This is a genomic window from Mesorhizobium sp. M0047, from assembly GCF_040323315.1.
Taxonomy (GTDB): domain Bacteria; phylum Pseudomonadota; class Alphaproteobacteria; order Rhizobiales; family Rhizobiaceae; genus Mesorhizobium.
The window spans coordinates 21224-32840 of record NZ_JAMYUW010000057.1 but is presented as its reverse complement, the minus strand read 5'-3'; the positions used below and the strand labels follow the sequence as shown (position 1 = coordinate 32840).

Sequence of the window (11617 nt, the reverse complement as noted above, 5' to 3'; positions counted from 1 at the left end):
GGCGTTCTGTTCGGCGCGGCACATGCGCTGACGCCTGGCCACAGCAAGGCGGTCCTGGCCACGTATCTCGCCGGATCGGATGCCAACGTCCGGCGTGGGCTTCTGGTATCGCTGACACTTTCTTTCACGCATGTGACGATCGCGGTGTAACCGCTGTTCTCAGGCCACGGCCTTGAGCGCCGCGGGGGCATAGGCCCAGGGCAGCAGGTCGTCGAGCTGGCTTTGCGGATGGCCGGCGACGATGCGGGTGATGACGTCGGCGAGGTAGGCGTACGGGTCGACGCCGTTGAGTTTCGCGGTTTCTACGAGCGAGGCGATGGTCGCCCAGTGCTCGCCACCGCCGTCGGAACCGGCGAAGAGCGCATTCTTCCGATTGAGGGCGATTGGCCTAATCGAGCGTTCGACGACGTTGGAGTCGATCTCGACGCGGCCGTCGTCGAGGAAGCGACCAAGTCCGGCCCAGCGCGAGAGGGGGTAGCGGATTGCTTCGGCGAGTTTGCTCTTCTGGCTGACCAGGGCGAGCTTCTCGCGCAGCCATGGCTGGAGGGTATCGATGACGGGGCGGCTTCTCTCCTGGCGGGCGGTGCGCCGCTCTTCGGGCGAGCGTCCCCGTATCTCGCTCTCAATCCTGTAGAGCTCGGTGATGCGCTGGAGCGCCTCCGTGGCGATTGGCGCGGGTCCGGACTGGGCCAGTTCGTAGAACCGGCGACGGACATGCGCCCAGCAGAACGCCAGGCTCACGGCATTGCGCTCGGCCAACGCCCGGTATCCAGCGTAGCCGTCGACTTGCAGGATTCCGAGGAAGCCCTGAAGGTGCCGGAGTGGCTGTTCGGCCTTGCGGTCGGGCGCATAGAGATAGGCGACGCCGGGCGGATCGATCCCGCCCCAGGGGCGATCGTCGCGCGCATAGGCGAACAGCTGGCCCGTCTTGGTGCGGCCGCGCCCGGGATCGAGCACCGGCGCCGTGGTCTCGTCGGCGAAGAGCTTGCCGGACGCCTTCAGCCGCTCGAACAGCCGCTCGTGGATCGGCCGTAGCAGGAAGGCTGCCTTGCCGACCCAGTCGGCGAGCGTGGACCGATCCAGGTTCACGCCCTGGCGGGCATAGATCTGCGCCTGGCGATACAGGGGAAGATGGTCGGCATACTTCGACACCAGCACGTGGGCGACGGTCGCTTCGGTCGGGATGCCCCCCTCGACAAGGCGCTCCGCTGCGGGCGCCTGCACCACGACCTCCTCGCAGCTCCGGCAGGCATACTTCGGTCGGCGCGTGACGATGACGCGGAATTGGGCCGGCACGATGTCGAGGCGCTCGGAGCGATCCTCGCCCATGACGTGCAGCATTCCCTTGCAGCACGGGCAGATCTTGTCGGGAATGTCGATGACCTGCTCGATACGCGGCAGGTGCGCGGGCAGTGCACCGCGGTTGGTGCGGCGCTTGCTGGCGCGAGCCTCGCGCTTGGCAGGATCGGCGGTGTCCTCTGCGGCGAAGCCCTCCGCCTCGACCTGCTCGGCCTCTTCCAGGCCCAGCAGCAGTTGGTCGACCGGCAGGCTCTCTGCCCTGCGGCCGAAGCGGTGGCGCTGCAGTTCCTTGATGATCTGGCGCAGCCGCTCGTTCTCGGCGCGCTCCGCCGCGAGCATCGCCTGAAGCGCGATCGGATCGTTGGTCTGAGGCTCGGCCGGGTTGCTCACAAGGCCGATTCAATCATGCATTCCAATGCTTTGCCAGCGTCTCTGGCCGACCATGGAATCAACTTGCCGCGACCGGCACGCGCGTTTCGCGGGCGTCATGCACGCGCCGCCAATCCAACCCTTCCAGGAGCGCCTGCAATTGCGCCGCCGACAATCTCACCACGCCATCGGTGATGGCAGGCCAGCAGAACTTCCCGTCCTCCAGACGCTTCGCCAGCAGGCACACGCCGGTGCCGTCGAAGTACACCAGCTTGACCCGGTCGGCGCGCTTGGCCCTGAAGACGTAGACCGCGCCAGAGAACGGATCGGCGCCCATCGTCTCGCGCACCAGCGCCGCCAGGCCCTCGGCCCCCTTGCGGAAGTCCACCGGCTTCGTCGCGACCATCACCTTGACCACACCCGTCGGCCCGATCACGACGGCGCCTTCAGCGCACGGATCACCGCCGCCACCGTCCTGGCGTCGGCGCCACGACCGACCCGCATGGCGACGCCGTCAATCTCCAGCTCGATCACGCCGGTTTCTCGCGCGGCCTTCCGCTTCCGTGTCGATCTCGCGCGCTTCCCCGCCGGTTCGGGTTCCTGTGCCGCGACCACCGCTGGAACAAACAACGGCTCCGGTGCCGGCGCATTCGCCAACGGCACCCGCGCGGACCGACGCCAGGCGAACAGCTGCTGCGGGGACAATGCATGTCGCCGAGCCACCGCGCTCACGGTCTCGCCAGCATCGTAGCTTTCCGCCACGATCCGCGCCTTCTCCTCCGGCAACCATTCGCGCCGCCGTCCAGAACCCGTGAATATCTCAAGCCGTCGAACCGGCTCCTCGTCCCTGGACTTAAGCGTAAGCTCTGAAACCGTCATGTGTCGAAGCCCTCAAAGGCTCCGAGCATCGTCGCTCACGACAACGCGCGAAAGGTGGCGCCGGGACAGCGCTTACATCGCGGTACTGATCGCGGCGCTCTCTTTGCCGTTGGTATCGATTGCCCTGGGCAGTGTCGGCCGTGCGCCGCTACTGGAAGACGTCAGCCGCGGGTTGCTTGGCCTGATTGGCATCTGGATGCTCTGGCGCGCATTGAGCCACGGCCATCACCACAAGCATGAGGGCGAGGCCGTCGGCGTCATGGCCGGCTTGATCCCATGCCCGCTGACGCCTTTCGTGATGACCTTCGCAATATCCAGGGCGGTATCCTGTTTGCAATCACCATGATGGCCGGCGTGGCGCTGACGCTGTCTTGCGTTGCGGTGTTGTCGATCCTGTTTCGGGAGCGTCTGATACATTTCTTCGACAGCCGGCCACGCTTCTTCGACGCCATTTCGCGGACCATCGAAGGCGTCGCTGGAATTGTTCTAGCCGGCGTAGCGGTCTGGCAGAGGATATCATGCCGGCGGACGATGGTAGTCTACGCGACATTCTTGGAATTCTGTTGGTTCTCGTACTCGTTGGCGCAAATGGCTTCTTTGTCGCTGCCGAATTTGCGTTGGTGGCGGTCAGGCGGAGCCTGTTCCTGCTCAGGCCGGCGATCCTCGCTTTGAACGGTCTTGGCAATCTGGTGTTGCGTCTCTGCGGATCTTCAAGAGGGCACCGGTACGCCTGGCGATCGTCATCGACGAATATGGCGCTCTGGAGGGGATCGTCACCCAGACCGATCTGCTCGAAGCCATCGCAGGCGACCTTCCGGATCTGGACGGTGAGGACCCCGACGTCGTCGAACGTGAAGACGGCTCCCTGCTGATCGACGGTATGATGCTGGCGCACGATGCTTTCGCTCTCCTCGGCTTTCCATCAGGGGCGGCAGAGGGTGATTTTCACACGATCGCCGGGTTCGCCCTGTCCCGGCTTGGGCATCTTCCGGAAGCTGGTGAGCACTTCGACTACGAGGGCTGGCGCTTCGAGATTCTCGATATGGACGGAAGGCGGATCGACAAGCTGCTCGCTCGCCGTGAGCCGCCTCCATTCCACGGGAAGTCGCCCGGATAGCGGCCTTCGACGCCCATGACGAGAGGCGTATATGCGAGTGAGACAGAGTAGTTGAACTGAACTCGTCAAAGCTGACGCGTTCGACTGCTTAATTGTAAGACCGTATGTCCGCCTCTGTCGGTGAGGTGGCTCGCCCTACACTGCGCGTCCGAGGGTTGCTCGGGCGGACCGAGCCGATCCTCCTCACAGGAGGACGAGCCGTGTCAGATTATAGGGAAGCATTTGTAGGAATCGATGTTGCAAAGCTGAGGAACGCCATCGCGATTTCGGAGGCTGGCCGGGAAGGAGAAGTTCGCTTCTTCGGCGAGGTCGACGCATCGGATGAGAGCATGCGCCGCGTTATCCAGCGGGTCGCCGCCAAGTTCGATCGGGTGTATTTCTGCTACGAGGCCGGCCCGACCGGCTATGGTCTCTATCGGTTGATCCGATCGCTCGGCCATGAATGCATGGTTGTCGCCCCATCGCTGATCCCAAGGAAGCCCGGTGATCGGGTGAAGACGAACCGCCGGGATGCTCTTGCTTTGCCTCGGCTGCTGCGCGCCGGCGAATTGACCGCGGTTTGGGTTCCTGATGAAGGTCACGAAGCCATGCGGGATCTCGTTCGCGCACGGGCGGCCGCGGTCGAGACGCTTCGCGTTCACCGGCAGCACGGCGCATCGGATCGCGCTTCAGGAAATGCTCGAAGCGGTGCGCGTCTCGAAAGAGCGGGGAGGGCGTGATCGAGGAGTTCGTTCCGGCCTGGTCGCTGGCGCCGATCGTGCGGGCGCTCCAGACCCTGCGGGGCGTAGACCTGATTGTTGCCGTGACATTCGCCACCGAGGTTGGCGACGTGCAGCGGTTCGAGAGCCCGCGCCAACTCATGGGGGTATCTCGGCCTCGTCCCTGGAGAGCGATCGACCGGCGAGACAGTCAGGCGGGGCGGCATCACCAAAGCGGGCAACGGCCGCGTTCGCCATATGCTGGTCGAGAGCGCATGGACCTACCGGCATCCGCCCAAAGTCGGCAAGACGAAGCTGTGCCGGCTGGAACAAGCACCACCGAAGGTGCGCGAGATCCAAGAGGACAACGGTGGTCTGCACGGCGATCGCCCGTGAACTGGCCGGCTTCATGTGGGCCGTTGCACGGGAGGCGCAGGCGATCAGGTCGTAGACCGCTGCGATGGCTTTCATCTCGCGCATGGGCGGAGGCGGGACCCGGCAGGGGAATGCCCGTCAGACGCGTGTTTGAGCCTTCCATGCGGCTGACCGCCCGCTATCGAATGTTGAGCGGACGCGGCCGCCCGCAGTAAGATAGGAACAGCCCCGGACGCACAATCGGGAATGCGGTAGCCAACCCGCGCATCAGAGCTTGATCACCGACGTCCTTCAGTTCCGCGTCGGTCTTTGCCGGCCACAAAGCGGATGATCGAACGGTTGCTCCTGCAGCCAGCGCAAATAGCGCATCGTCCAACCCTTCTTACGGGGATAGATACGCTGTTGTGGGACCACCTTTCGGGAGTGGTCGTGATCTGTGAGGTTGCCGGTTCTGCATTGGGATCGCTTAATTCAAAATCCGGCTAAGAAACAGCTTGCTGCGTTCGTGAAGCGGGCTTGTGAAGAACTCGACCGGAGTGTTGGTCTCGACAATCTCGCCCTGGTCCATGAACACAACGCGGTCCGCAACCTGGCGGGCGAATCCCATCTCGTGGGTGACGCACAGCATTGTCATGCCATCACCGGCCAATGACGCCATTGTATCTAGCACCTCCTTGACCATTTCGGGATCAAGTGCCGAGGTCGGCTCGTCGAACAGCATAATTTTCGGGTTCATGCAGAGTGAGCGAGCAATGGCTACGCGCTGCTGCTGGCCGCCAGAGAGCTGACCCGGATATTTGTGCGCCTGATCCAGAATCCCTACGCGCTCGAGATAGTGGATGGCTGTCTCTTCAGCCTCCTTGCGCCGCAGTCTACGCACCCAGATTGGCGCCAGCGTCAAATTTTCCAACACGGTCAGATGCGGAAAGAGGTTGAAATGCTGGAACACCATGCCGATGTCGCGGCGGATTTCATCGATCTTCTTCAGATCGTTCGTTAGCTCAGTGCCATCTACGACGATATGACCTTTCTGATGCTCCTCCAACCGGTTGACGCAACGGATCATCGTCGACTTGCCAGACCCAGACGGTCCACAGATCACCAGCTTTTCGCCGCGACGAACGGTGAGATTGATGTTCTTCAAGACATGGAACGTCCCGTACCACTTGTTGACGCCAATCATCTCGACGGCAGCCGTTTCGGCAGTAGAAGATCCAGATTCAGCATGTCGCGTGCGAGGGGTGGATGACAACATGTTCTTGTTCCTAGTGCGATGTCGGACCGCGCCGTTCTAGGAAGTCGGCGAAACGGGCGAAGGAGAAGGAGAGCGCAAAGAAGATCGCGCCGATGAACAGGAAGGTCTCGGCCGCCGGCGATGGCCATTCGGGATCCGCAAGCGCTGCCTTGCCGGAACTGATCAAGTCGAACAGGCCCACGACGAGGACAAGACTGGTGTTCTTGATCATGACGATGATTGTGTTGGCTAGTGCAGGGATGGCCACGCGGATGGCCTGTGGCAGGATAACGAGGTACTGGGTGCGCCAGAAGGGAAGGCCGAGCGCGGCGGCGGCCTCGTATTGCCCATTGGGGATAGCCTGAAGCCCGCCGCGGATGACCTCGGCCAGATAGGCCGCCGCAAAAATGGTCAGAGCAACCAGCGCGCGCACGAATTTGTCGGGTAGCAGCGATTCCGGCAGGAAGAGCGGCATCATGATCGATGCCACGAACAGGATAGACAAGAGGGGAAGGCCGCGCACTGATTCAATCAGTACCACCGCGCCGATCCGCACCGCAGCCATGGAAGAGCGTCGGGCCAGCGCAAGCAGAATGCCGACCGGAAAGGCGACACCGATGGCAACGACGGTCAGTATCAACGTTACAGGCAGTCCGCCCCATAAGGACGTGGGGACTTCGACCAGGCCAAGGCCACCACCCATCAACCAGACGATCAACGCGAATGCTGCCAACCAGAGCGCGAGTAATCGGGGCCTCCAGCTAGCCGGGCGAACAGACCAGCCCAGCAGCGCGAGGATGAGTAGGCACACAATGGCGGGACGCCAGCGGTCATCAATCGGATAGATGCCGAACAGGAGTTGGCCGGACTTGGCGTATACGAAACTCCAGCAGGCTCCAGCCGCCGCACGACAGGCGTTCGGGTCGGATTCGAACAGCACTGCGTCTATGACGAGCCAGTGCAGCACTGGCGGGACGGTGGTCATCAGCAGAGTGCCAAACACCAGCGTCAATGCGGCGTTGACAGGCGTACCGAATAGGAGCCCCGCAGTACGCTGCAGAACTGGGAAGCGAACACGTCGCTCCAGGGGCTCGGCGGGTAACGGGAGAGAAACGGCCTTCATGATTATCGCTCCACGATCGCGATGCGGCGGTTGTACCAGTTGGCTGCGCCCGACATGGTGAGATTGAGGGCGAGATAGACGCCGAGAATGATGAAGACACCTTCAATGGAATGGCTGGACTTGCTGATGGTTGTATTCATCACTGCAAGGAAATCCGGGTAGCCAACCGCGATTGCCAAGGTCGAGTTCTTGACGACGTTGATGTACTGGCTGTTGAGCGGTGGCACGATTACCCGCAGCATCTGGGGAATGACGATCAGGCGCAATATCTTGCCGCGCGGAAGGCCAAGCGAATGACCAGCGTCCCACTGGCCGCGGCCTATCGACAGGACACCGCCACGCACGATTTCTGCTACGAAACCCGTTGTGTAGAGGGTCAATCCGATGAGGATCGTGCTGAGCTCCGGGGTCAGTTCTTTGCCACCCTCAAAGTTCGAGCCGGTGAAGACCGGCCAGTCGATGGTGAACCGCGCGTCAGCGAGCCAAACTCCTGCGGCGCTAACTGCCAGCACACCGGGCACGACAGCCTTCGGCGACCAACCTTTGCGTACTGCGATCGAGCCTGCGATAGCGAGCGCGATGGCGCACAAGATCATGAGGAGACCGATCCTGCCTACGTCGATGCCAACAGCTGGCACCACGAAACCGCGCATGGAAGCGTAGACGCCAGGCAGCGGGTTGAGCGCCTCGCCGACTGGCGGCAACATTTTCCACCACAGCGAATAGAGGAAGATCAGAAGGACGATAGGGGGCGAATTGCGCGCCAGTTCCACCCACACGCGACATGTGCCCGCAGCCAATGGGTTGCTGCTCAGCCGCGTGATGCCCACGATCAGTCCGAGAATGGACGAGAACACGATGACCAGCGTGGAAATGAAGACGGTGTTGGTCAGCCCGACTACAATGGCCCAGTAGTACGGATCCCGCGACTTGTATGTGAGGATTGTCTCGGAGATGACGATCCTGGACGGCATGGACAAGAAGTCAAAGCCTATCGGGATACCGCGCGCCTCAAGGTTGGCGAAGGTGGTGCTGACGAGTAGCGCGGCGAACGCCAGGAAAGCAGTCGCCAAGGCGGCCTGAATGATGATTGATCTGATTTTGGCGTCACTCAACATGCTGACCTCGGATCCACATCGCTATCGGAAGCGAGGAGCGCGCCAGGCGCTCCCCTCGACGCGCCTCAATCCCACGGGAAAGGGTAGTTCAGGCCGCCATCTTTCCACAGGGCATTCAAACCGCGTTCGACCTTGAGCGGGCTATCCTTGCCAAGATTGCGATCCCAAATCTGGGCGTAATTACCGGTCTGCTTGATGACGTTGTAGACCCAATTGTCATCCAGCCCGAGGGGCTTGCCGAAGCCGGCTTCCTTGCCCAGGACTCGCTGGACCTCCGAATTGCCCCCAGCGAGCTTTTCGTCGATATTTTCCGACGTGATGTTGTTGGCCTCTGCCCAGAACAGGGCATTTATCGTCCAGCGAACGATGTCGAAGAGCTGTTCATCGCCGCGCGCGATCGCCACGCCATTGGGCTCGGCAGCCTTTCCGACTTTGATGATGTCGTAATCGTTAGGATTCTTTGCGACCGAGGCACGCTGCCCTGCTGCCGCGGTTCCATCGGTGACGTAGGAATCGCAGCGGCCGCCGAAGAAGGCATCGCGGGCCTGGAGGGTCGAGTCGTAGTAGACCTTCTTCATCGAGATCCCGAACTCCTCCTCGGTTTCCTCGATCGCCTTCTCGGTCAAGCTGCCGCCGCCTTGAAGGCAGACTGTCTTTCCGTCGAGCAGCTTCGGCTCGGTGATTTTGTCCGCTTTGCGGACGAGGATGCCATCCGTGTCATAGAGGTTGATCCAGACGAAACGCACCACGGCATCGCGCGTGTAGGTGATCGTGGACGTGCGCGACAGAATGTCGATTTCTCCAGTCTGTAGCGCAGGAAGCCGCTGAGCGGCATTGAGCGGCACGTATCGGATCTTATCCTTGTCCCCAAGAATGGCGACCGCAAATGTCCGACAGATGTCGGAATCGAAGCCGCGATAATACCCCTTTTCGTCGGGTCGAGAGAGACCGGGCACTCCCTGGCTCGCGCCGCAACTGACGTAGCCGCGTGCCTTTATCTTTTCGACGACGCTTTGCGCGGCCGCATCTCCCGCGCTTGAAGCCAGGCCGACCAGCCCGATCGCTAAGGCGGCAAGCCATTTATGCCCTTCGCATTTCATATCCATTCCCCTTTCGTTGAAGTTGTTGTCATTCTGCAGCCTTGGCGTCGCCAACTGTGGTTCGTCGCAATTCCGCAAAGTGCTCGAAGGCCTGTGACAGATCGGCGAGAAGGTCGCCGACGGCCTCCAGGCCGATAGAGAGCCGCCAAACTGGGCCAGGCTTCAGCCAGTCGAGGCCACTGCGGCCCTTTCGAGGATCACTGACGGAGATCAGCGAGTGCACCCCGCCCCAGCTTGCACCTAGCCTGAACAGTCGCATGCGACGCAGAGCCTCGGATTGGTGGGGCGCTAGTTCCGGCTGCAACACAAACGAAAAGACACCTGCCGATCCGGCGAAGTCACGCTTCCAGGTCAAGTGGCCGGGATGGTCGGCCTCATTCGGATGCAGGATCTGCGCAACCTCGGGGCGCTCCGACAGCCACGATATGATGTTCTGCGCGGTGCTGTCGGCTTGGCGCATTCGCACCGGCATGGTCATCAGGCCACGCTCGCACAATGCGCAATCCTCCGGCGAAACGCCGTAACCGAGAAAACGCGAGGTATCCTTTAACCGCCGGAACAAGCTCTCGTCGTTCACCGCCACCGAGCCCATCAGCAGGTCGCCGTGGCCGCCGGCATGTTTGGAAAGTGCCTGCATCGAGATGTCGACACCATGCTTGAGTGGTTTGAACAGCAAGTGTGAGGCCCAGGTGTTGTCGACCGCGACAAGCGCGCCAGCCTCGTGGGCCGCAGCCGTGATTGCCGGCACGTCCTGTACCTCAAAGGTCCCGGAACCCGGCGATTCCACCCAGACCAGCCGCGTCCTGCCATCGATCAACGCCGAAATTCTTCCGTCAAGCTTGGGATCGTAGGTCACCGTATCGATGCAAAGGGGAGCGAGAAGGCGGGCGGCCATTTCGCGTGCCGGCCCATAGAACGTCTCCGGAATCAGAACCCGATCGCCACCATGGCAGACGGTCATGGTCGTCAGCGTTATGGCCGCCATTCCGGAAGGGACGACGAGCGCCCGAGATCCACCCTCCAGCGCAGCGATATGGTCTTCCAACTGGCGGCTGGTCGGAGTCCCGTAAAGTCCGTAACTGAAGCCATCGTACAGTCGCTCGACGCGGCGCTCGAAGGAGTCCAAATCGTCGAAGACGACCGTGGAGGCGCGCTCGACTGCCATCGCCAACGACTTGAATGGCTCGTCCGAGCGCCTGGGAGGATGGATATGTGAAGTGTCGTCATGTCGGGTCATGGGCGGACTTTAACTGGCTCCCCCATTGCCATCTATGACCGTGGCGATAAAGGTAATCCACTTTTGATATGGAACGCCAATGAACCCGCGCGACATCGATGTGTTCAACGCAATCATGATCACGGGTGGCGCCGGCGCAGCGGCGACGCTGCTGGATACTTCGCAGCCCGCGATAAGTCGCTCTCTGACGAAGCTGGAATCGGAGCTCGGATTCAATCTGTTCGACCGTATCCGCGGCAGGCTGGTGCCGACCCGGGAAGGAGAACTTTTCCACACCGAGGTAAAGGCCAATCTGGTCGGGCTGGATCGGCTCAGACTGCGCGCGGCCCAGATCAAGGAAGTCGGGACGGGGACGATCCGCGTTGCCAGCCTCTCGGCACTCGGCCACGGTCTGGTGCCACGTGCCATCGTGGCTTTCTCGAGCAAACATCCACAGGTTCGCATCAGCTATCAGGTGCGCACGTCCAACGTCGTGCGCGACCTGGTGGCATCTGGCAGTTTCGACATCGGTCTCGCTGCCGACGAGATCGATACGACAGGCGTGCTGTATAGCATCTTCACCACCCCGCGAGCTGTCTGCGTGATGCCGAAGAACCACCGGTTGGCTCGCAAGCCCGTGGTCAGGCCTGCTGATCTTGAGGGTGAGGCGTTCCTGGCACTATCGCCGGAAGACACGGTGCGGCTCGCCATGGACAAGATCTTTGCCGAGCATCGTGTGCGGCCGCGCGTCTTGATCGAAACACCTTACGGTCTGACCATTGCGATCCTTGCCGCGAAGGGCATGGGTATCGGTCTGGTCAATCCTTCCGTCATTGCCGACCGCATGATCGACGGCATCGTCGCCAAGCCATTCGAGCCAGCCGTCCATTTCCGAGCACTGATTTTGCGCCCGCCGGACGGCATCAACTCGACGTTGACAACCGATTTCATCGCCGAGCTTTATGCAGCGCGCAATGCGCTGTCGAGCGAGGTCTAGGCGAACGAACTATCGCATTTGTGAGCCCAACCCCAGTGGCCGCCCCGGTGTTTGGTGATGGCCTTGAATTCGTCGATCGACTGGCGCTGGTC

General features: G+C 61.8%; 9 protein-coding genes and 3 pseudogenes. 4 read left to right on the top strand and 8 right to left on the bottom strand.

The genetic code is table 11. From position 1 onward, the window contains the following. Positions 1–147 (top strand): annotated as a pseudogene (locus NKJ89_RS32770) (HoxN/HupN/NixA family nickel/cobalt transporter); the annotation flags it as partial. Between the two features lie 12 nt (positions 148–159). On the opposite strand, the gene tnpC reads toward NKJ89_RS32770, so the two are convergent. The 3 genes from tnpC to tnpA all read right to left on the bottom strand — a co-directional run bounded on the left by tnpC (position 160) and on the right by tnpA (position 2547). Beyond that, complete coding sequence (gene tnpC, locus NKJ89_RS32765) at positions 160–1638, bottom strand: IS66 family transposase (protein ID WP_352608617.1); 1479 nt, start codon at positions 1636–1638, stop codon at positions 160–162. A gap of 109 nt (positions 1639–1747) precedes the next feature. Beyond that, on the bottom strand, positions 1748–2104 hold the full coding sequence (gene tnpB / locus NKJ89_RS32760; RefSeq protein WP_352608613.1) for an IS66 family insertion sequence element accessory protein TnpB: 357 nt from the start codon (positions 2102–2104) through the stop codon (positions 1748–1750). Then, entirely contained in the window at positions 2101–2547 is a 447-nt protein-coding gene (gene tnpA, locus NKJ89_RS32755; protein ID WP_352608612.1) for an IS66-like element accessory protein TnpA, read from the bottom strand. The genes tnpB and tnpA overlap by 4 nt, the downstream gene beginning before the upstream one ends. Before the next feature lie 622 nt (positions 2548–3169). Here tnpA and NKJ89_RS32750 point away from each other — a divergent pair. Together NKJ89_RS32750 and NKJ89_RS32745 are read left to right on the top strand one after the other, a co-directional pair. Then, positions 3170–3664, top strand: a pseudogene (locus NKJ89_RS32750) (transporter associated domain-containing protein); the annotation flags it as partial. A 200-nt stretch (positions 3665–3864) separates the two neighbouring features. Next, positions 3865–4813, top strand: a pseudogene (locus NKJ89_RS32745) (IS110 family transposase). Positions 4814–5203: 390 nt separating this feature from the next. Here the strand turns inward: NKJ89_RS32745 and NKJ89_RS32740 are convergent. The 5 genes from NKJ89_RS32740 to NKJ89_RS32720 form a co-directional block, all read right to left on the bottom strand. Next, positions 5204–5992: an amino acid ABC transporter ATP-binding protein gene (locus tag NKJ89_RS32740; protein ID WP_502904193.1), complete on the bottom strand. Its 789-nt coding sequence runs from the start codon at positions 5990–5992 to the stop codon at positions 5204–5206. A 10-nt stretch (positions 5993–6002) separates the two neighbouring features. Then, complete coding sequence (locus NKJ89_RS32735; RefSeq protein ID WP_352608610.1) at positions 6003–7094, bottom strand: amino acid ABC transporter permease; 1092 nt, start codon at positions 7092–7094, stop codon at positions 6003–6005. A gap of 2 nt (positions 7095–7096) precedes the next feature. Next, on the bottom strand, positions 7097–8212 hold the full coding sequence (locus tag NKJ89_RS32730; RefSeq protein WP_352608609.1) for an amino acid ABC transporter permease: 1116 nt from the start codon (positions 8210–8212) through the stop codon (positions 7097–7099). Positions 8213–8277: 65 nt separating this feature from the next. Next, positions 8278–9366 carry a transporter substrate-binding domain-containing protein gene (locus NKJ89_RS32725; RefSeq protein WP_352561897.1) on the bottom strand — a complete coding sequence of 363 codons (1089 nt, stop codon included), beginning with the start codon at positions 9364–9366 and terminating at the stop codon, positions 8278–8280. Then, complete coding sequence (locus NKJ89_RS32720) at positions 9341–10549, bottom strand: trans-sulfuration enzyme family protein (protein WP_352608608.1); 1209 nt, start codon at positions 10547–10549, stop codon at positions 9341–9343. The genes NKJ89_RS32725 and NKJ89_RS32720 overlap by 26 nt, the downstream gene beginning before the upstream one ends. Positions 10550–10628: 79 nt before the next feature. Here NKJ89_RS32720 and NKJ89_RS32715 point away from each other — a divergent pair, with 79 nt between their 5' ends. Continuing rightward, entirely contained in the window at positions 10629–11525 is an 897-nt protein-coding gene (locus NKJ89_RS32715; RefSeq protein WP_352608607.1) for a LysR family transcriptional regulator, read from the top strand. Positions 11526–11617: the final 92 nt, after the last annotated feature.